At 58.8% G+C, this 21,240-nt stretch carries 14 protein-coding genes; all 14 read left to right on the forward strand.

Annotated features, from left to right (window positions below; genetic code table 11):
- Positions 1 to 124: 124 nt before the first annotated feature.
- Positions 125 to 1,750 (forward strand): NADP-dependent glyceraldehyde-3-phosphate dehydrogenase, encoded by a 1,626-nt coding sequence (locus AC07VF_RS04705; RefSeq protein ID WP_346628198.1) that lies wholly within the window; start codon positions 125 to 127, stop codon positions 1,748 to 1,750.
- A gap of 387 nt (positions 1,751 to 2,137) precedes the next feature.
- Positions 2,138 to 2,641 (forward strand): type VI secretion system contractile sheath small subunit, encoded by a 504-nt coding sequence (gene tssB, locus AC07VF_RS04710; RefSeq protein ID WP_423574541.1) that lies wholly within the window; start codon positions 2,138 to 2,140, stop codon positions 2,639 to 2,641.
- A 31-nt stretch (positions 2,642 to 2,672) separates the two neighbouring features.
- Positions 2,673 to 4,211, forward strand: a complete 1,539-nt coding sequence (gene tssC, locus AC07VF_RS04715) for a type VI secretion system contractile sheath large subunit (protein ID WP_346629920.1) — start codon at positions 2,673 to 2,675, stop codon at positions 4,209 to 4,211.
- 23 nt (positions 4,212 to 4,234) lie between these two features.
- A complete protein-coding gene (gene tssK / locus AC07VF_RS04720) occupies positions 4,235 to 5,590 on the forward strand; it encodes a type VI secretion system baseplate subunit TssK (protein WP_495008233.1) in 1,356 nt (451 codons plus the stop codon).
- 8 nt (positions 5,591 to 5,598) lie between these two features.
- Positions 5,599 to 6,270, forward strand: a complete 672-nt coding sequence (gene tssL / locus AC07VF_RS04725; protein WP_495008234.1) for a type VI secretion system protein TssL, short form — start codon at positions 5,599 to 5,601, stop codon at positions 6,268 to 6,270.
- Positions 6,271 to 6,277: 7 nt separating this feature from the next.
- A complete protein-coding gene (locus AC07VF_RS04730) occupies positions 6,278 to 8,065 on the forward strand; it encodes an OmpA family protein (protein WP_495008235.1) in 1,788 nt (595 codons plus the stop codon).
- A 19-nt stretch (positions 8,066 to 8,084) separates the two neighbouring features.
- Complete coding sequence (locus tag AC07VF_RS04735; protein WP_065991578.1) at positions 8,085 to 8,576, forward strand: Hcp family type VI secretion system effector; 492 nt, start codon at positions 8,085 to 8,087, stop codon at positions 8,574 to 8,576.
- 191 nt (positions 8,577 to 8,767) lie between these two features.
- On the forward strand, positions 8,768 to 11,398 hold the full coding sequence (gene tssH, locus AC07VF_RS04740; RefSeq protein ID WP_495008236.1) for a type VI secretion system ATPase TssH: 2,631 nt from the start codon (positions 8,768 to 8,770) through the stop codon (positions 11,396 to 11,398).
- Positions 11,398 to 15,330, forward strand: a complete 3,933-nt coding sequence (gene vgrG / locus AC07VF_RS04745; RefSeq protein ID WP_495008237.1) for a type VI secretion system tip protein VgrG — start codon at positions 11,398 to 11,400, stop codon at positions 15,328 to 15,330. The genes tssH and vgrG overlap by 1 nt, the downstream gene beginning before the upstream one ends.
- Positions 15,327 to 15,965: a DUF2931 family protein gene (locus AC07VF_RS04750; RefSeq protein ID WP_346628205.1), complete on the forward strand. Its 639-nt coding sequence runs from the start codon at positions 15,327 to 15,329 to the stop codon at positions 15,963 to 15,965. The genes vgrG and AC07VF_RS04750 overlap by 4 nt, the downstream gene beginning before the upstream one ends.
- 97 nt (positions 15,966 to 16,062) lie before the next feature.
- Positions 16,063 to 16,701 (forward strand): DUF2931 family protein, encoded by a 639-nt coding sequence (locus AC07VF_RS04755; RefSeq protein ID WP_495008279.1) that lies wholly within the window; start codon positions 16,063 to 16,065, stop codon positions 16,699 to 16,701.
- 254 nt (positions 16,702 to 16,955) lie between these two features.
- On the forward strand, positions 16,956 to 19,622 hold the full coding sequence (locus tag AC07VF_RS04760; protein WP_495008238.1) for a hypothetical protein: 2,667 nt from the start codon (positions 16,956 to 16,958) through the stop codon (positions 19,620 to 19,622).
- A complete protein-coding gene (locus AC07VF_RS04765) occupies positions 19,619 to 20,335 on the forward strand; it encodes a hypothetical protein (RefSeq protein WP_346630238.1) in 717 nt (238 codons plus the stop codon). The genes AC07VF_RS04760 and AC07VF_RS04765 overlap by 4 nt, the downstream gene beginning before the upstream one ends.
- A 130-nt stretch (positions 20,336 to 20,465) precedes the next feature.
- A complete protein-coding gene (locus AC07VF_RS04770; RefSeq protein WP_495008239.1) occupies positions 20,466 to 21,191 on the forward strand; it encodes a hypothetical protein in 726 nt (241 codons plus the stop codon).
- Positions 21,192 to 21,240: the final 49 nt, after the last annotated feature.

The raw sequence follows: 21,240 nt of genomic DNA on the forward strand, positions 1-21,240 counted from the left end.
TCGGCAGACGTTTTTCGTGTCACCCGGACGTGACATTTATCTCGATGCTTTTCATTCGGCGGCGGCTGTGGCGTAGTGTGTCCAGCCTGTTTGGCACGATGACCGACTGGAAGAGGTAAATGAGATGACCCTGCAAAACCGCCTGGACAACCTGTACCCGCGCGCCGACGAGATCCCTGAGCAGTTTCGCGCAGGCCCCGCCATCGAGCAGCGCGATTACCTGGTCAACGGCGAACTGCACCAATGGCACGGGCCGCTGGCACCGGTGCTGAGCCCGGTCTCGCTGAAAACCGACGCGGGCCTTGAGTCCGTGGTGCTCGGCAGCACGCCGCTGATGGACGCCGACACCGCAATGACTGCACTGGACGCCGCCGTCAACGCCTACGACCGGGGCCAGGGCGCCTGGCCCACCATGCGCGTCGCCGATCGCATTCATCACGTCGAGACCTTTCTCAAGCTGATGCGCGAGCAGCGCGACGCGGTGGTCACGCTGCTGATGTGGGAAATCGGCAAGAACCTCAAGGACTCGCAGAAAGAATTCGACCGCACCTGTGATTACATCGTCGACACCATCAACGCCCTCAAGGAACTCGACCGTCGCTCCAGCCGCTTCGAGCTGGAACAGGACACCCTCGGCCAGATTCGCCGCGTGCCCCTGGGCGTGACCCTGTGCATGGGGCCTTACAACTATCCCCTGAATGAGACCTTCACCACGTTGATTCCGGCCCTGATCATGGGCAACACCGTGGTGTTCAAACCGGCCAAGTTCGGCGTGTTGCTGATTCGTCCGTTGCTCGAAGCGTTCCGCGACAGCTTCCCGGCCGGGGTGATCAACGTGATCTACGGCAGCGGCCGCGAGACCGTCAGCGCGCTGATGGCCAGCGGCAAGATCGACGTGTTTGCCTTCATCGGCACCAACAAGGCCGCCAGCGCCCTGAAAAAGCTCCACCCCAAGCCGCACCGTCTGCGCGCCGCACTGGGTCTGGATGCGAAGAACCCGGGGATCGTGCTGCCGGATGTGAACCTGGACAACGCGGTAACGGAAGCCATTACCGGGTCGTTGTCATTCAACGGCCAGCGTTGCACCGCCTTGAAAATCCTGTTCGTGCACGAAAACGTGGTCGGCAGTTTCCTCGAGAAGTTCGAAGAAAAACTCGCTCAGCTCAAGCCGGGCATGCCGTGGGAGCCGGGCGTCTCTCTGACGCCACTGCCGGAGCCGGGCAAGACCGACTACCTGCAAGGACTGGTGGACGATGCCGTGAGCAAGGGCGCCAAAGTGGTCAACGAAGGCGGCGGCACCACCCATGAGCAATTCTTCTACCCGGCCGTGCTGTACCCGGTCACGCCGGACATGCGCGTTTACCACGAAGAACAGTTCGGGCCCGTGGTACCGGTGGTGGCGTACCGCGATCTGGAAACGGTGATCGAATACGTGCTGGATTCCGATTTCGGCCAGCAGCTGAGTATCTTCGGCAACGACTCCAAGCAGGTCGGGCGTCTGGTCGACGCGTTCGCCAATCAGGTGGGGCGGATCAACATCAACGCTCAGTGCCAGCGCGGTCCGGACAGCTTCCCGTTCAACGGCCGCAAGAATTCGGCCGAAGGCACGCTGTCGGTGGACGATGCGCTGCGCGTGTTCTCGATCCGCACCCTGGTGGCGACCAAGTTCCAGGAAAGCAACAAGGCGCTGATCAGCGACATCATCCACAACCGCGAATCGACATTCCTCACCACCGATTACATCTTTTGATTCATTTGCTCGAAATAGCCGCAGGCGTGTTGCACAGCTGATGCTGTTCAACCGCTTGCGGTTTTTTGTATCTGTACCTTAAACCCCGCCGCCACTGTATTGCGTACGCCGTTTAATTCTGCAGCCGTTCCACTGTCCGGGATTATTTTGTAGGAAGGATTCTAGACTTCCGTAGGACACCTCTCTTCCTGTCCTTGGTGGGTAGAGTTTTTATTCGTAGGGAATTAGCCTTGCCGCTTCCCGAATTCGATGAAAACTTCATCAACCCATTCGCTGCTCACACTTGTTAAAACTTGATCGCTTGGGTCACGGACGCTCGGCTGATAAAAAGGCCCTGCGATCCAGATATTCCCCTTTGTGACGTGTGGCATTTTCGACGGAGGAGTTATGGCTTCAAACAGCTTTCAAAATGAAGTGCCCAAAGCGCGGGTCAATATAAAACTTGATTTGCATACGGGCGGTGCGCAGAAAAAAGTCGAACTCCCGCTCAAATTGATGGTGCTCGGGGATTACAGCAACGGCCAGGAAGATCGGCCATTGTCCGAACGCACCAAGATCAATATCAATAAAAACAATTTCGACAGTGTGCTGGCGGAATTTTCCCCTGCATTGAAACTCACCGTTGAAAACACCTTCGCCGACGACGGTTCGGATGCTTCCGTGGATTTGAACTTCCAGAAAATGAAAGACTTCGAGCCAGAACAGGTCGCCAGACAAATACCGTCACTGCGCGCGTTGCTGGCGACCCGCAATCTGTTGCGTGATCTCAAATCAAACCTGCTCGACAACGCGACCTTCCGTCACGAGCTTGAACGCATCGTCAAAGACGAAACGCTCAGTGATGAGTTGCGCGCCGAACTGGCCGTACTCGCCGCACCCCCAGAGCGTTAATCACCCGGGTCTCTGATAGCAGGTATCGAACATGTCCTCGAAACACTCTTCCGCAGTATCAGGCGGTGGCACCGTTTTGTCCGAAGAAAGCACCGGCGTCTATAACGCGCTGTTTTCAAAAATAAACCTCAACCCGGTTTCAGCCCTCGGCGATATCGAGGCGTTTCAGAACAACGAGGCGCTGTCGGAGATCTCCGCCGATGAGCGCGTGACCGCGGCGGTCAGCGTGTTCCTCAACCTGCTCAAGGGCTCGTCGCGTAAGGTGCAGCGTCTCGACAAAACCCTGCTCGACGAACACATCGCCTCGCTGGACGCGCAGATCAGCCGCCAGCTCGACGCCGTCATGCACCACCCGGACTTCCAGCGGGTCGAGTCCACATGGCGCGGGGTGAAGTCGCTGATCGATCAGACGGACTTCCGGCAGAACGTGCGCATCGAGTTGCTGGACATCAGCAAGGACCATCTGGTCCAGGATTTCGAAGACGCCCCCGAGATCGCACAAAGCGGTCTGTACATGCACACCTATACCCAGGAGTACGACACGCCCGGCGGTGAACCCATTGCGGCGGCTGTTTCCAGTTACGAGTTTGATCGCAGCCCGCAAGACATCGCGCTGCTTCGCAACATATCGAAGGTCGCGGCGGCAGCGCACATGCCATTCATTGGTTCGGTGGGGCCGGCCTTCTTCGGCAAGGACACCATGGAAGAAGTCGCCGCCATCAAAGACATCGGTAATTACTTTGATCGCGCGGAATACATCAAATGGAAGTCATTCCGCGACACCGACGATTCCCGTTACATCGGTTTGACTATGCCGCGTGTGCTGGGACGGCTGCCCTATGGGCCGGACACCATTCCGGTGCGCAGTTTCAATTATGTGGAAAGTGTAAAAGGCACCGATCACAGCAAATACCTGTGGACCAATGCTTCTTTTGCCTTCGCTGCAAACATGGTGAAGAGTTTCGTCAATAACGGCTGGTGTGTACAAATTCGCGGGCCACAGTCCGGTGGTGCAGTGACAGATCTGCCGATTCATTTATATGACCTCGGCACCGGCAGTCAGGTGAAGATTCCGTCAGAAGTGATGATCCCGGAAACCCGGGAGTTTGAATTCGCCAATCTGGGGTTTATTCCGCTCTCCTATTACAAGAACCGCGATTACGCCTGTTTCTTCTCCGCCAATTCAACACAAAAACCTGCGTTGTATGACACCGCCGATGCCACGGCCAACAGCCGGATCAACTCGCGCCTGCCTTATATCTTTCTGCTGTCGCGCATTGCGCATTATTTGAAATTGATTCAACGCGAGAACATTGGCACCACCAAGGACCGGCGTCTGCTGGAACTGGAATTAAATAAGTGGATCAGCGGGCTGGTCACCGAAATGACCGACCCGGGGGACGATCTGCAAGCCTCCCATCCGCTGCGCGACGCGCGGGTGACGGTGGAAGACATCGACGACAACCCCGGCTTCTTCCGCGTGAAGTTGTACGCCGTGCCGCATTTCCAGGTGGAAGGCATGGACGTGAACCTTTCGCTGGTTTCCCAGATGCCCAAAGCCAAAACCTGACGTCGGCCATAGGTGAGCACAACATGAAAATCGACCGACCTCTCTGGGCTGCCGGGGCGCTGTTGTCCCAGCAGCAATTCCAGCAGCAAGCGCGCTGGGAAGCCTGGACCAACGAATGCATTGCGCATCTGTCGCGGGTTCATCCGTGGGGTGTGCAGACGGCGACGTTTGATTCAGAAGCGTTGCGGCTGGGCAAACTCAAGGCGTCCACGCTACGGGTTCGCCTGCCGGATGGCACGCTGATCGACACCGACAGCGTTGATCGGCTGCCCGCCGCGCTGGCCCTCGAACAGATCCCGATCGACTCGGGGCAGGGCGCGACGGTGCTGTTGTGCCTGCCACTGGAGCAGGCCAACGGCGGCAACTGCCTGTTCGAGAGCGCCCGCGCCGACCGGCCCGTGCGTTACCGCCAGAATTGGCGCGAGGTGCAGGATCTGTACGGCGACGATCAACAGTCGATCGGTGTGCTCGAGCACATGCTCAGCCTGCGTCTGGCCAGCGATGACAACGCTGATTACCTGACTTGTCCGGTCGCCCGGTTGGTGCTTGACGGGCAGGGACGCGCGTGCCTGGACGAAGCCTTCGTGCCGCCGCTGTTGAGCTTCGCCGGGCACCTCGGTTTGCAGGTCCAACTGGACAATCTGCTGACCCAACTGGCGTCCAAGCGCCATCGCTTGATGGGCATGCGCCGCGAGAGCAATCAGCGCATGGCCGACTTCGCGGTGGCCGATGTTTCGCTGTTCTGGCTGCTCAATGCGCTGAACACCTATCAACCCGTGCTCGCCGATTTCAAGGCCAGCCCGGCGCGCCATCCCGAGCAGGTCTATCAGGAACTGGTGAAACTGGCGGGGGCGCTGCTGACGTTCTCCCTCGAACACGACGTTGACGCCATTCCGGCCTACCGCCACGACGACCTGGAAACCGTGTTGCCGCCGTTGATGCAGATGATCTCGACGTTGCTGGAAGCCAGTCTGCCGTCGCGAGTCATTGCCCTGGAGCTGGAGCAGGTGATCCCGGGTCGCTGGCAAGTGACGTTCAACGACCCGCGCCTGCGCGAAGCCGACGCTGCTGACTTTTACCTGTCAGTGCGCTGCCGCGAGGCCCCGGCCCAATTGCAGGCGCAGTTCCCGCGGCTGTGCAAAATCGGCACACCGGACGACGTCGATCAGTTGATCAATGCCGCGCTGGACGGTGTTCCGCTGAAGCCGTTGAGTCACGTGCCTGCGGCGATCCCGCTGCGTCTCGAAAACCAGTATTTCGCCCTCGATTTTGCCCATCCGAGCGGCCAGGCGGTGCTCGCCGAAGGGGTCTGCGCGTTCTACGTCCCGGCAACGCTGCCGGACGTCAAGCTTGAGCTGTTTGCGGTACTGCGCTCATGAGCCGGCCAATGAAAAGCCAAGCGGCTGCGCGGTCCGTCGATGTCGACCAACTGCTGCAGGACAGTTACCTGCTGGTGGTCGAGTTGCGCCACGGCGCGTCGGCTCCGGACAGCGACGCGCTCTGGGAGGTGTGCACCCGGCAGGTGGTGTGGGTCCGCGATGCGCTGACGCAAGCCGGCGTCAGCCAGCGCAATGTCGATTTCATCAGCCACGCGCAATGCGCGCTGCTGGATGAAACCGTGCTGATCCACGCCGATGCCAGTGCCCGCGCCAAATGGACCCACGAACCGCTTCAGGCGCATTACTTCGGACGTCATCAGGCGGGGCAGTTTCTCTACGAAGAAATGCGCGAAGTGCTGCACGAGCCGTCTCCGTACCCGAGCGTGCTGAGGGTGTATCACCGCGTGCTGATGCTGGGCTTTCTTGGTCGCTACAAAGAGCCGAACCACCCCGAGCGTCAGCAGCTGATGACTGAGTTGACCACCCGGGTTGCACCGGTGACCCTGGATCAGCCGCTGCCGACGTGGATCGACGCACGGGGCCGCAAGCCTTTGTCGGGATGGTTGCGCGCACCCTTGCTGCATCTGCTGTTGGCCGGATTGCTGCTGGCGGGCGTCTGGTGGGTGCTGGATTCGCATCTGGCGGCTCTGGTGGCCTCCCTTGTGACCGAGCGGGTGTGACGCGCCCATGACACTCAAGTTGATGCGTGCACTTGCGCTGTGGTCGGGATGTATGGCGCTGATGGTGATCAGCGTCTTGCCCCTGAGCCTGATCGTTCAAGCCCTGTCCGTGGCGGGCGCCCTGATGCTGGTGGCCGGGGGCTGGCTGCTGGCGGGTCGACGCTCGGTCCGTCTTGGTGGTCCTGCGGGGTTGGGTGAGTTCCGAGCCTTGCCCGGCAGCGAGTACCACCTGCCCGTGGTGCTGGTGTGCGGTGAGGGATCGGCGGCGCTTTTTGCTGGCGATGCGGATGCCGGTGTCGATACTGCCGAGCAGATCGCCGTGCGGACGACGGCGAGCGGGTGTTACGTCAGTGTGCCGAACATTGAGCGATTGCCCGGTCTGGTCGCAGCGCTGCTGGCAGCGCGTTCGCAATGGCGTGCGCAGATGAGCGTCATGTGTGTGGTCAATCCATCTCAACACGCTGACAGCTCGGAGCTGGATGGCCAGCTTCGTGCGCTGACCCATCAGCTGTCCGTGGTCCGCAAGCGCGCGCTGACGTTGCCGCTGTGGGTCGTGAGTTATCAGCAAGCGTCCCAGGATACGCGCGATGTTTGTGGGACCGGCTTCACCCGGGAAGAGGTCGGTTCGAGCGACCCATCTGTGTGGTTCAGCTGGGAAAATGGCAGGCCCTCGGCGCGGGTTAGAAGCAACGGCACCTGCGCCAGCGTCGAGGACTGGCAACGACAAGACCGCGCCGCTCTCACTCACCGAATGCACATCGCGGTGCAGATGAATACCCACGGCGCGTGGCTGGAGCAGTCTGTGGCCCCGCACTTCTCCCGCCTTGGCCGTCAAAGCGCGCGGCTGCCGGTGGCCTACGCAATCTGCCGCGTGCCGCGTTTGCCGGAACAGGTTCCGGGCAGCGTCTGGCAGCACTGGATACAGGCGAAGACTGCGCTGGTGCCGACCCATTTGACGGGCAGCACGGTCGGTGTTTTGCCCGTGCCGGATTGCCTGCTGGAGCTGCTTCCCCGACACACCGGCAACACCGCCGCGCGGCGCGCCAGTGTCATCGGCATCTGGCTGACGGCTTTCGCCGCCGTCATCGCGATGTCGAGCTCGGCCCGGCAGAATACCTTGTTGATCCGCCAGGTCGGTGACGACCTGCGCCGCTATGCCTCGATCAACGAAACCGCCCGCGAGGACCCGCAGGCGGTGGCGCTGCGCGAAGCGGCGTTGACCGTCTTGCACGACGACGCCCGACGGCTGGATGACTACTACCGCCGCGGCGAGCCTCGGTCACTGGGCCTCGGCCTGTACCGCGCCGAACAGCTGCGCATCAGGGTCTGGCACGCCATCGGCCGTTACCAACCGCCAACCGAGACGGTGCAGGCGGGCGGACCCGTGCGTCTGGACACGCTGTCGCTGTTCAACATTGGCAGCGCCGAGCTGAAGCCGGAATCGACCCAGGTGCTGATCAACGCACTGGTCGGCATCAAGGCCAGACCCGGCTGGTTGATCGTCGTCACCGGACACACCGATGCCACCGGCAGTGCAGAACAGAACCTGCGCCTGTCCCGCGACCGCGCCGCCTCGGTGCGCGACTGGATGCAACGCATGGGCGGCATTCCCGGCAGTTGCTTTGCCGTGCAGGGCTACGGCGCCAGCCAGCCGATCGCCAGCAATGACACCGAACACGGACGCAGGGCCAATCGCCGCGTCGACATCCGTCTGGTACCGGAAGAGGGGGCCTGCGGGTCGCTTTCTGCCGGGGCCGGGCCGGCTACCCCCGTCGCATTTCGCGGCACTCGATAACCCAAGCAAGGAGTTTCACATGGCAATTCCCGTTTACCTCTGGCTCAAAGATGACGGCGGCGCTGACATCAAAGGCTCGGTCAACGTGCAGTCCCGGGAAGGCAGCGTCGAAGTGGTCGCCCAGGACCACAGCGTCTACATCCCCACCGACAACAACACCGGCAAATTGACCGGCGCCCGGGTGCACACGCCGTTCCTGTTCACCAAAGAAATCGATGCCAGCAGCCCGTACCTGTACAAGGCCGTCGGCACCGGCCAGACCCTGAAAAGCGCCGAGTTCAAGTGGTACCGCATCGACGACGCCGGCCAGGAAGTCGAGTACTTCAACACCCTGCTGGAGAACGTCAAGGTCGTGCGCGTCGCGCCGAAAATGCACGACGTGAAGGACCCGGCGAAGGAGAAGCACAACCACCTGGAGATGGTCGAGCTGCGTTACGAGAAGGTCACCTGGACCTACAAGGACGGCAACATCATCCACTCCGACTCGTGGAACGAACGCCAGACCGCCTGACGCTGCAAGGCCGGCAGGCAGGCTTTTGCATGGCTGTCTGCCGGCTGCGGTGTGCTGGGTTGAGCGGCCGTTCGCTGCCGCTGCGCCAAGCACATCTACACGGCACGTTTCCCCCGAAAAAACAGCGAGGCGCCGACCGCTCAACGGTCTCGTCGGCGCTAATTACTCCTTCCGTTCAAGGACGATAACCCATGGCACAGAGCTCCTCCCGTTTGCTTCGCCGCCTCAACCCTCTCTGCGCCCAGGCCCTCAGCGCGGCGGCAACGCTGTGCCAGAGCCGCGGCCACGGCCACATCACCATCGAGCACTGGGTGCTGAAACTGCTGGGGCAGGGCGACGGCGATCTGGTGCTGATCGGCCGGCGTTACGAGTGGGACATCGAAGCGCTGTGGACCGGCTTGCTCGACCACATTGATCGCCTGCCGCGCAGCGTCCAGGCCAAGCCGCAGCTGTGTGAAAAATTGCAGCGGCTGATCAAGAACGCCTGGGTGCGCGCCTCGCTGGACGAGGACAACGAGCAACTGCGTTCGGCCCACGTCCTGGCGGCGCTGATCGAAAGCCCCGACTTGCTGGCGTGCGTAGAGGCCTGGCCGTTGCTCAGCCTGAGCGAGGTGCAGTTGCGTCACTTGCTGCCGTTTCTTGAGGAGCATTCCGATGAGCGTGCGCAGACGGGACAAGGGCTGGATTTTGTTCCCGATGCTGTGCCCGTGGATTCGATGACGACTGCTGCGGACAACCCTGTGCTGGCAAGATTTACCCAGGACATCACTGAGAAAGTGCGCAAGGGCGAGATCGATCCCGTGCTGGGGCGTGACGACGAGATTCGTCAGGTCATCGACATCCTCAGCCGTCGGCGCAAGAACAATCCGATTCTGGTGGGCGAGCCGGGCGTCGGCAAAACTGCGCTGGTCGAAGGGCTGGCCCTGCGCATCGTCGCAGGCAACGTGCCGGCCAGCCTGAAACCGGTGAGCGTGCGGACGCTGGATCTCGGGCTGTTGCAAGCCGGCGCCGGGGTCAAGGGCGAATTCGAACAGCGCCTCAAAGACGTGATCGAGGCCGTGCAGCAGGCCGAGCACCCGGTGCTGCTGTTCATCGACGAAGCCCACACGCTGATCGGCGCGGGCAATCAGGCGGGAGGCGCCGACGCTGCCAATCTGCTCAAGCCCGCCCTGGCCCGTGGCGAACTGCGCACCATCGCCGCAACCACCTGGAGCGAATACAAGCAGTACTTCGAGCGCGATCCGGCGCTCGAGCGGCGCTTCCAGACGGTCAAGGTCGACGAGCCGGATGACGCCACCGCGATGGTCATGCTGCGCGGGTTGAAGGCCCGCTACGCCAGCCACCACGGCGTGCACATCGAGGACGCCGCAATCCAGGCCGCGGTGGTGCTGTCGCGCCGCTATCTGCCCGGCCGCCAGTTGCCGGACAAAGCCGTCGACCTGCTCGATACCGCCAGCGCCAGGGTGCGCATGAGCCTGGATTGCCAACCCCAGGCGCTGATCGCGAGCAAGGCCCGGCAGTCTGCGCTGGAGCAGGAACGTCTGGCGTTGCAAGACGATCGGCGCATCAGTGGACGCAACGCCGATGAACGTATGGCGGTCATCGCCGAGCAGCTGTTATCCCTGAGTGATGAGCTGGCGCGACTGCAGGACCAGCATGCCAACGAACTTGATCTCGCGCAGACCTTGCTCGCGGCCCGCCATGGTGAGGTCTTCGACGCCGACATCTGCGCGGATCTGCAGGCCCGGCTCAAGGCGGTTCAGGGCGACGCACCGCTGTTGTCGCTGGACGTCGACGATCGCAGCGTCGCCCAGGTCATCGCCGACTGGACCGGCGTGCCCCTGAGCAGCCTGCTCAAGGACGAACAGGCCAGCCTGCTGACGCTGGAGCAGTCGTTGGCATCCCGCGTCATCGGGCAGGACCGCGCATTGACGGCGCTGGCTCAACGACTGCGCGCTGCGAAAACCGGACTGACCGAAGAAGACGCCCCGCTGGGCGTATTCCTGCTGGTGGGCAGCAGCGGGATCGGCAAGACCGAAACCGCCCTGGCGCTGGCCGACACCCTGTTTGGCGGCGAAAAATCGCTGATCACCCTGAACCTGTCCGAGTACCAGGAAGCCCACACCGTCAGCCAGCTGAAAGGCGCGCCGCCCGGTTACGTCGGCTACGGACAGGGCGGGGTGCTCACCGAAGCGGTGCGCCAGCGACCCTACAGCGTCGTGCTGCTCGATGAAGTGGAAAAGGCCCACCGCGACGTGCTCAACCTGTTTTATCAGATCTTCGATCGGGGCTTCATGCGGGACGGCGAAGGGCGCGAAATCGACTTCCGCAACACCGTCATCGTCATGACTTCCAACCTGGGCAGCGACCTGTTGCAGGACTACCTGCTGGGGAACCCCGAAGCGCTCGACGGGGAGGTCCACGAGCAACTGCGGCCGGTGCTGCGCGAGCATTTTCAGCCGGCGTTGCTGGCGCATTTTCAGACGCTGATCTATCGACCGCTGCAGGCGTCTGCGCTCAAACGCATCGTCGCGCTCAAGCTGGGCAAAGTGGCGGAGCGGTTGCGCCGGCATTACGGGCTGGAGTGCCGAATTGACGAGCGCCTGCATGATGCGCTGGTGGAGGCCTGCCTGCTCCCCGACAGCGGCGCGCGGAACATCGACAGCTTGCTCAATCAGCAGATTTTGCCGGTGCTAAGTCAGCAGCTTTTGCAGCGCCAAGCCGCGCGATTGGCTACGCGGGGCGTGGTGCTGGGGCACTGCGAGGAGGAGGGCATCACCCTTGAGTTTGTCGGAGCCCTGGCTTCGGTGGAGGGTGAATGATGAACGATTCCATTGGGGTGTTTTTCGACCATAGCCGTCACAAGCTCACCGTTCGTAACCTGCCTGTGGCGCTGGATGTGCTGGCGTTTGAGGGTGAAGAACGCCTGAGTCAGCCCTTTCATTACCGGGTGGAATTTACCTCGGTTGATCGGGACATCGGGGCTGAGCGGATGCTCGGGCAGGATGCGCAGTTCAGTCTGCATGCGGCGCCGCATACGTTGCCGGTGGCGATTCGTGGCTTGGCGGTGCCTAAGGTTCAGGCGCTGCGGACGTTGCATGGGGTCATCACCGGGTTTAAGCGGCTGTCTGGCTCGGCTGACGAGGCGCGCTATGAAGTGACGCTGGAGCCGCGCTTGGCCTTGCTGGGTCGTGGGCGGCAGTTTCGGATTTATCAGCATCAGTCGGTGCCGGAGATTGTCGAGAGTATTCTGCGCACGCGGCATGATTTTGAGGGGCAGGATTTTCTGTTTACGTTGGTGCGGGAGTACCCGAAGCGTGAGCAGGTGATGCAGTACGCCGAGAGTGATCTCGCGTTTGTTTCGCGGCTGTTGGCTGAGGTGGGGATCTGGTATCGCTTCACTAACGATGAGCGATTGGGGATTGAGGTCGTCGAGTTTAATGATGATCAGCGGCATTACGTTCGGCCTCGGGTGAGCTTGCCGTTCAGGCCTCAGTCGGGGTTGGGCAGCACCGGGCAGGATGGGGTTTGGGGGCTGCAGGTCAGTCATGAGGTGGTGGAAAAGAGCGTTCACTTTCGGGCTTATCACCATCGGGATGCGAGTGCTTGGCTGGATGGCGATGTCGATCAGACGCGGGGTGATACCACGACTTACGGCGAGGCTTATCACTATGCCGAGCCGTACAAGGTGCTTGGCGACAAGCTGGATCAGGATGAGGATCTGCTGGGGGAAAGCGGGTTTTTCTATGGGCGGTTGCGGCATGAGCGGTATCTGAATGGTCAGACGCGGCTGAGTGGGATAAGCAGCAGCGCTTCGTTGGGATTGGCCCAGGTGCTGGCGATTTCCGGCGGAGCGCCGCAGGCGTTTGAGCCGGGAGCGGTGCTCACAAGGCTACGGTTGCGTGCGGCGCGGGATCGCAGTTTTGAGCTGAGTTTTGAGGCTATTCCGTATTCCGAGAGTGTGTGTTTTCGGCCGCCTTTGCTGGCCAAGCCTGAGATAGCGGGCACTGTTCCGGCGCGGGTCACCAGTTCGCTGGCCAACGATCCGTATGGCCACATTGATAGTGAAGGTCGTTACAAGGTCAGCTTTCTGTTTGATCGTGACAGCTGGGAAATCGGTCAGGAAAGCCTTTGGTTGCGCCTCGCCCGACCTTATGCCGGCGATACCCACGGCTTGCATCTGCCGTTGATCTGCGGGACCGAGGTGGCTGTTGCCTTTGAGCAGGGCGACCCGGATCGATCCTATATCGCTCACGCGCTTCATGACAGTCGCCATCCCGACCATGTGACGCTGCTGCGCAGCGATTACAAACGCAATGTGCTGCGCACGCCGGCGAACAACAAGCTGCGCATGGAAGACGACCGCGGCAAGGAACACATCAAACTCAGCACCGAACACAGCGGCAAGAGCCAGCTGAACCTTGGGCATCTGGTCGACAGCGTGAAGGATAAGCGCGGCGAAGGCTTTGAACTACGCACCGATGGCTGGGGTGCGATTCGGGCGGGAAGGGGACTGTTTATCAGTGCGGAAGAACAGGCCAAAGCGCAGGGTAAACAGCTCGACATGAGCGCGGCGGTCGGTCGATTGCAAAGTGCCGGCGATCAGTTGGAAACAATCTCGGCAGACGCCGCAGTCAGTCAAGCCGCCCCCGCCGACGTGCAGGCGCAACTCGATCTGCTGAAACAGGACCTGGACGCGCTCAAATCCTCGGTCCTGCTGCTCAGCGCCCCGGATGGTATTGCGCTGACCAGCGGCAAGCACTTGCAGTTGGCCGCACAAGACAACCTGATGCTCAACGCGGGCGGCCACGCCGACATCAGCGTGGTCAAGAAACTCTTTATGGGTATCGGCCAGGGCCTGAGCCTGTTCGTCCGCAAGGTCGGCCTGAAGCTGATCTCCAACGAAGGCCCGGTGAGCATCCAGGCACAGAACGATACGCTTGAACTGCTCGCTCGCCAGGGAATAAACATCACCAGCACCGAAGACGAAATCCACATCACCGCGAAGAAGCGCATCGTCCTCAACGCGGGTGGAAGTTACGTGGCGATCGAACAATGCAGTATTGAATCCGGCACCGCCGGCGACTATCTCATCAAAGCCGCGCACTTTGACTTCAGACCGAAAGCCGCGCAGGAGGTTGAACTGCCTGCTTTGCCACCGTTGTTGGATATACCGCCTGAATTGCACGAATTCTGGCCAAGCTTCAGCGGCGGCAACATTCACTACGAACGGAGCATGATCAAGAATGCTGCGCCGGTTAGACAACCCGAGCTAGTTGAGGAGGAAGAAGAGGAAGAGGAAATCACCGAAGGCATCACCTTGCGCATCGGGTTGTTCTTTGACGGGACCGGGAATAACCAGAGTAATGCGGCGGCGACCGCCCAGTGCCGACAATCGGATTTGGACAGTTTCAGCCGTGAAGAGCTGGAGAGTATCGCCGCGACGTGCAAGCAGTATGGGTTTGGGGAGTTTGACGGGAGTGCGTTCAATAGCGCGCCGGATAACAGTTACGGGAATGCGCCGAGTAATGTGGCGTATTTGTATGACTTGTATCCGGATAACACTGCGACGCTAGTTAGTAAGGATTCGGATATCGGGTATGTCAGGGTGTACATCGAAGGCATTGGTACTCGTAGCGGTGGCGAGGATGACACGATAATTGGACAAGGCCTGGGGCAGGGAGAGACCGGAGTTGTCGCTCGGGTGACGCAGGCTCCAGAGATCATTTCAGAGCAGCTGAGCCTTTTTAGAAAAATCAATCCCAGCATAGTTGTTCGCTCTGTTGAACTCGACATTTTCGGCTTTAGCCGTGGCGCTGCCGCTGCGCGGCATTGCGCTAATGAGGTGCTCAAGCCAAGTTATGGTTTATTCAGCGAACTGTTTACAGGCGGAGTTGCGGGCCTATTTAGAAGTTTCGATTCGGCCGCTAATGTTTGCATCAACTTGATCGGCTTGTTCGATACCGTTGCAGCTGTCTCGACGCCTTCCCGTGGCGATTTCAGCCCGGGCAATGACATCAATAAAGGCGTCAACCTTCACCTCCCGCCTGGATGTGCGCGAAAAGTCATCCAGCTACATGCGCTCGACGAGTATCGCGCCAACTTCTCTCTCAATGAAGTGCACTTCAGTCATCTGCAGATCGGGATGCCAGGCGCGCACTCGGATATCGGCGGGGGCTATCTGCCGCGATCGCGAGAGAAATTGTGGATGATGAAGCCTTGCAAGGTCAGCGTTCAGATTGGCAAAAAGATTGAATCTCACCCGGGATGGGGTCGCGCGGAAGTGGAGGCGCAGCTGCTACGTGATTCCGGAGTGGCACGCGAAGGCTATATCGAAGTGAAAGCCTGGCCGGCGGCTGCCGCGCCTCGTGGCAAGAGTGAGCCGACGGTACAGGATTACTGGATCACAGTGATCCTTGAGCGCCCGATATATGGCGAATTGAGCCTGATTGCATTAAGAGTGATGCGCGAGCTTGGTGTGCGTCATAGGGTGCCATTCGACGTTATCGCAGACACGGATAAGCGCTTCAAATTGCCTGACGAGCTCAAGCTCATCTCAGAAAACGTCCTAAGGCAGGTTTTGTCCGACAGGTTTATCAAACTTGAACCCGCGGAGGAGGGCTTGCTGCGATCACGCTACGTCCACCTGTCGGCGCACTGGACCCCAACCGGACCACTGTTCCTAAGCAAGCCGTCGGCGATGAACCGCCGAAACAGGCACCCGGATTTTCCTCAAGCAGGATATCCGGAATGAAGCGACTAATTTGCTTTGCGAGCCTGCTGCTTAGCCTCACTGCCTGTGCAAGCGGACCAAGGCTACCTCCGATTCCCGAGCTGCCATACGCAGCCTGGAATATAGGTTTTGCTGCGCCGAAACACATGGAGGTATGGATAGAGACGGTCGACGTTCTTGATCGGCGCGGACTTGCCTTTTTCCGCGTGCACGGTGGTGTCGCGAGCTACACAGGAAACGTTAAGGGGTGGCACCAGGGAGTGTCTGGCGGGAAGCCCATCAATAACGTTGATCTACCGGACCAGCTCTTTCTGCGCTGGCAGTCACTCGTGGAGCCACAGGCTTACAAGATTAAAATAACGATACCGCAATGGGTCCGTGACGAGATGATCAAGCCACAGCACGTTCTGTGCGAGTGGAATCGGCAGTGGAAAAACGATTATCGGAAGATGATCACGCTGGGCATGGCGCCCGGCGGGATCGTAAAGGTGTGGGTGGGAGGAGCGTGTTTAGACTTCAAAGAAATCGGCCGCTTTCAGGCCGAAGTCGAATCTCGCGGGCCTTATCTGAACAATAAAGGGCTGTTTTACCGCGCACCAAATCCAGCGGCACAGGCCTGGATCGAACAACACGGCATTCCCTATGGCAGTTGGTAACCCGGCCATGAATGCTCACGACAATCATGACCCCGCGCGACAGCCGCCACCTTTCCGGCTCGGCTCATGGGGATCAACCGGATACTGGGTTTCCAAGATGAGGCGCCTGGTCTGGGTAGTCGGTTTTTCACTCAGTCTGAGTGCATGCGCGAGTGGGCCACGATTACCTCCTGCGCCAAAGCTGCCATATCCGGCTTGGTACGTAGGATTAGCCGCACCCAAGTATATGGAAGTCTGGGTAGAGACTGTGGACGTGCTTGATCAACGCGGCCTCGCATTCTTTCGCGTGCATGGTGGTGTCGCCGGCTATACCGGAAAAGCCGAGGGCTGGCACCAGGGAGGAGGCAAGTCGAAACCTGTAAATAACGTCGATCTGCCCGACCAGTTATTCCTGCGTTGGCAGTCACTGGTGGAGCCGCAGGCTTACAAGATCAAAATTCAAATACCGCAATGGGTCCGTGATGAGATGGTTAGGCCCGAGCGTGTGCTTTGCCAATGGAATCAGCAGTGGAAGACCGACTATCGAGAAATGATCACACTGGGGATGGCACCCGGAGGAATTGTAAAAGTATGGGTAGGCGGATCTTGCTTGGGCTTTAGAGAGGTAGGCCGCTTTCAGGCCGAAGTCGAACCTCGCGGCCCTTATCTGAACAATAAGGGGCTGTATTACAGAGCACCAAATCCAGCTGCACAGGCCTGGATTGACCAGCACGGTATTCCCTATGGCAGTTGGTAATTCGGCCATGGGCATGACTGGCATGCGTCGCTACTCTCCGGCGGCATTAACTCCGGGCGGAGGACACTGCTATGTGGTAGCACGCCCATCGAATTGCGGTTCAACCACAACTGCAATTTACAAAGTGCCCCGGCTTACATCTGTAAAGAGCAGGGACCAGCTGTTCGCCAGGCCCATTTACTGTCGCGCGCCGGTAAAAGTGCGGATGGACTTAACGGGCGCATCGCACCGTCATCGCAGGAGCGAATAACACTATGAATACTCAATTTGCCTGGCCGTTCGGATTGGAAGATACCCAGTCTCCGATACTGCCAACCACCGACGCATTGCCACCTCGTTCACCGACTGGCGTCGGGGCTAATACAGAACTACTGCAACCCGTCCAAAACTGGAGCCATCCCTTCCGCGATAAACGCGATGTGCTCCAGCACCTGACCCATCTGGCAAATGCCGCAAGCGGCAGCTATCCCCTCGGCAGCAGCGAGCTCTGGCATGGCGGTGTGCATTTTGATGCGGGAACGGCGGGCACGCTGGACCAGTCGAGCGTGCACTGCATCGCGGACGGTGAAGTGGTGGCCTATCGCATTGATGAGCAGTCGCCTGACACGACGTATTTCGTCAATAAACAGCTCGTTTCAAAGCCGTTCTCGCGGAATTTCGTGCTGGTGCGACACCGCCTGCAGCCGCCTGCCATCAAGGGCAACACGGACACGTCGCCGAGTCTGATCATCTACAGCCTCTACATGCATTTGCGGGATTGGGCGGCGTACGAAAAAGACTCTGCTGTCGTCAGGCCAGGATTCTGGAAATCCGGATCGACCCTTCAGGTTCGCGTCGACGTTAACGACATCCATGGGGACTACCCCGGGCAACGCGGCCTGAACGTGCGCAACAAGGCGAGCAAGGGCGCGATCATCGGCTGGCTGCCGCGTGGTGCGGAAGTCCAGGTCAGCGGCGAAGGCACTTATCGCAAGCTTGAAAACACCCCCGGCCCCGATCATCTGAAAGACGCCAGCGGCGGGTTGCGAGGTTATGTCTGCGCCGACTTCCTGCGACCCATGGCGGGCGAGCAGCATCGGGTCGTTTCCGAGACGCCCCTGAACGTCCGTGCTCAGCCAATGGTTCGCAAAGGCAACGAGATCGGCACGCTGTATCCAGGCACCGAGGTGACGGTCAGTGGCACAGGCCGGTTTCGCAAGCTGGAGCAGGTCAATCAATACGTGCACTTCGCTTCGTTGCAGAGCGGCGCGGTCGAGCCGGAAGCGCGGGGCAGCGTTGTCGTTCTGGATAAGCCGGTTGCGATCAAGGCCGGTGAACTGATCGGGCACATGGGCCGATATCACGAAGGCGCCGTCGATTACCCGGAGAATCGTCTGCACCTGGAGGTGTTCAGCGCGGGCGACGTGAAAACGTTCCTGCGCCTGAGTCGCCTTTGGGCAGACAAACTGCCCGCCAGCAGCAGGACTTGGCTGAAGCTGGTGAAAGGCACTCCCGTGGTCGCGCATCAGGGGACTTTCAGCAGCAAAAAGCCGCCGACGTTGAAGGCGGCAGGCACGTTCAGCGCCGCGCAGTTGTTGCTTCCCAAAAGTCTGATCGACGGCTTGCCGGCCGAACGAAAAATCGCGGTGCCTGCCAGTGCCGACAACAAAGCGTGCAACTGGTATCGCCTGGATGGGCTGCTGCACGACGCCGACAACAACCTGCTCGACGGTTGGGTGCGTGAAGAAGTCGGCGTGACGCCGTGGCTCAGTCCTTGGTCGTGGGAAGGCTACGAGACCCTCGCCGACTACGATTCGCCGCGGAGCATGCTGGCGTCTTTTATGCGCGCATCGGGACGTTTCGATGATGACGAGATCACTCGCCACGACGCGACCGCTGACAAGGCCGACCAAGGCCCGATCAAAAAGCGCCTGTTCGACATCATTGACCGCAACCGTGACGGCAAACTGAGCGGTAGCGAGATACAAGCCGCGCTAAGACTGCCAGCCCACGCGCAGTCGATTTCGCAGTTGATCGTTCGCTACCAAAGCGAATGGCATCACGTCCCGGGCAAGTGGGATGCGCTGGACGACTTGCTGGGGCACGGCGGCTCGACGCCTAACCTGAACTGGTTGGCAGAGAAGGAGCGGATCAAGGCGATGAGTTGGTGGGCAGAGGTGGCCGGACGGCTTGGGTTGCCCGCAGATGGGAAGTTGCATCATCTGCATCCGATCGGGTTGATCGGGTGTTTTGAAAAGACAGGTGGCCTGATAGATGTCGAAGCATTTTTGACGTTGTATGCCGCGGAACACACTTGCTTCGCTCCGGGCACGCCTGCGCTTACGGCGGGCTCAAGAGAAAATCTGCGCAGGACCGTCCTGGCGATCAACAAGTATTACGAGGAATCCACCGACGTTGCGAGCGTGTACGAAGTTGCTTATATGTTGGCAACGGTGAGGCATGAAACTTATTACTACCTGACTGGTGAGTTTTTCAGCGAAAAGCCTGAGGTTGGAGAGCTTTCTTACTTTAATAAGTATGACCCAGTGCTTGCTCCTAATTCCGATCAGCGAGCAAAAGCTGTGAGATACGGAAATACTAATAAGGGCGATGGATTTAAGTATCGGGGCCGCGGCTGTGTGCATTTGACATGGAAAGTCAACTATCAGAAGTTTTCTGATTTGCGAGGCTTTGATTATGTCGCTGATCCGGATGCGGCGGCTAAGGTCGAGCATTCAGTGCCTATTATGATCATTGGCATGACCAAAGGGCTTTTTACAGGAAAGAAGTTGTCGCACTATTTCAAAATTGATAAGCACGACTATTTTTCCGCCAGGCGGATCATTAACGACACTGATGAGCAAGAATTGATTGCTTCCTACGCAGAGCGCTTTGAAAAAATACTACAGCAGTCATCAAGACTGTCGGGAAAGCTATTATGAAAATTGAGCGCGCGACACTGATGTTCATGTGTTTGTCAATGTCTACTGGGCTAAGCGCGGATTTTTCCTTATCATCTAGTGCCGATAATACGATCTTAACAGCGCGTGTGGATGGTCATGAATTTAAGTACCCGGATATTATTGGTGACCAAGATGGTCTCTGGACGACGGACGGGCTGATCAATAATGCGCCCGCGCTCTACGTTTTGGGTCGAGATAGCTATTACTACACTTTAAAAACGCATGCAGGGGGTGTGCATATTGACTGTGCGTATGCCGATGCCAGAAATTCCACAAATGGGGCCAGAGTGCTTGCTGGTATGTGCGGGCTCGATGAGAGAATTATCGAAGACTTTCAGGTGATCGCTCAGAACTACTCAAACGACTGGCAAGACTCTGTCTACGGATTCGACACATGGCCAATGATCAGCAATAAAACCAGCGGAGACTTTCTCCTGGGAAAAATTGGCAAGGTTGAGGTATACGATCGATATGCCTCCATGGATGATCTGTTGAATGCAAAGCCCGAGAAATACGTGAAAACGTCTTTGGGCTGTTATTACTTCAAACAAAAGCTGGCCTTCCTGGTGTTTAACAAACCTCGGCCGGATAAGCCTGTATTTCTAGACGTAATCCGCTCTCACGATCCATTTTTGTTAGATCGGTTAACAGAAGCCAAATTAACAAAAATGGCCGTCAGAAAGTGCCGTTAACAGGAACGGCACTAAGGCATTGACGCGTGCAAAAAAAGACAGCTACGGCTAGCAAATAATTGATCCCGATGCACGGAACCTTTTAAGAAGAAAATTAAAGCAGTCACGAAGGCTGTCCGGAGAAATCGCTATGAAAATCGTGAAGGTGTTACTGGGGCTTATGAGCCTGTCGATGGCAACCGGGGTGAACGCAGCCTTTTCAATTTCTTCCAACGACAAAGATGGAACCCTGACGGCACATGTTAGCGGTCAGGAGTTTCAATATCCCAATATTATCGGCGATCGATATGGCTTATCGACAGGCGTAAAGCTCATCAATAATGCGCCCGCGCTGTTCGCTTTCGGAAGAGACAGTTATTACTACACTTTAAAAGCAGATGCGCGCGGTGCGTATATCGATTGCGCGTATGCCGATGGCAGAAACTCGAGAAATGGCGCTGGAGTGCTTGCGGGGATGTGCGGTCTCAATGCAAAGATCGACGAAGACTCTCAGAGCATTGCACAGGAGCTCGCTAATACTTGGATGCATTCGGTCTACGCATTCGACACATGGCCAATGATCAGCAATAAAACTAGCGGAGACTTTCTCCTGGGAAAAATTGGCAAGGTTGAGGTATACGATCGATATGCCTCCATGGATGATCTGTCGAATGCAAAGCCCGAGAAATACGTGAAAACGTCGTCGGGTTGTTATTACTTCAAACAAAAGCTGGCCTTTTTGGTATTTAACAAGCCTCAGCCGGATAAGCCGGTATATCTAGATGTCATCCGCTCTCATGATCCGTTTTTGTTAGATCGGTTAACAGAAGAAAAGCTGACAAAAATGGCCGTCAATAGATGCCGTAAATCCAAATAAAACCTGGGTGCGGGCGCACGAGCAAGCGCTACCCATAGGCAGTTTTCAG

This window comes from Pseudomonas sp. GW821-FHT02H06 (assembly GCF_059421525.1).

Bases quoted from the DNA above. Each gene is read 5' to 3' on its own strand.
- tssH (WP_495008236.1), top strand. From the start codon at position 8,768: ATGGCACAGAGCTCCTCCCGTTTGCTTCGCCGCCTCAACCCTCTCTGC.
- AC07VF_RS04730 (WP_495008235.1), top strand. From the start codon at position 6,278: ATGACACTCAAGTTGATGCGTGCACTTGCGCTGTGGTCGGGATGTATG.
- tssB (WP_423574541.1), top strand. From the start codon at position 2,138: ATGGCTTCAAACAGCTTTCAAAATGAAGTGCCCAAAGCGCGGGTCAAT.
- AC07VF_RS04735 (WP_065991578.1), top strand. From the start codon at position 8,085: ATGGCAATTCCCGTTTACCTCTGGCTCAAAGATGACGGCGGCGCTGAC.
- vgrG (WP_495008237.1), top strand. From the start codon at position 11,398: ATGAACGATTCCATTGGGGTGTTTTTCGACCATAGCCGTCACAAGCTC.
- tssL (WP_495008234.1), top strand. From the start codon at position 5,599: ATGAAAAGCCAAGCGGCTGCGCGGTCCGTCGATGTCGACCAACTGCTG.
- AC07VF_RS04760 (WP_495008238.1), top strand. From the start codon at position 16,956: ATGAATACTCAATTTGCCTGGCCGTTCGGATTGGAAGATACCCAGTCT.
- AC07VF_RS04705 (WP_346628198.1), top strand. From the start codon at position 125: ATGACCCTGCAAAACCGCCTGGACAACCTGTACCCGCGCGCCGACGAG.
- tssC (WP_346629920.1), top strand. From the start codon at position 2,673: ATGTCCTCGAAACACTCTTCCGCAGTATCAGGCGGTGGCACCGTTTTG.
- AC07VF_RS04765 (WP_346630238.1), top strand. From the start codon at position 19,619: ATGAAAATTGAGCGCGCGACACTGATGTTCATGTGTTTGTCAATGTCT.
- AC07VF_RS04750 (WP_346628205.1), top strand. From the start codon at position 15,327: ATGAAGCGACTAATTTGCTTTGCGAGCCTGCTGCTTAGCCTCACTGCC.
- AC07VF_RS04755 (WP_495008279.1), top strand. From the start codon at position 16,063: ATGAGGCGCCTGGTCTGGGTAGTCGGTTTTTCACTCAGTCTGAGTGCA.
- tssK (WP_495008233.1), top strand. From the start codon at position 4,235: ATGAAAATCGACCGACCTCTCTGGGCTGCCGGGGCGCTGTTGTCCCAG.
- AC07VF_RS04770 (WP_495008239.1), top strand. From the start codon at position 20,466: ATGAAAATCGTGAAGGTGTTACTGGGGCTTATGAGCCTGTCGATGGCA.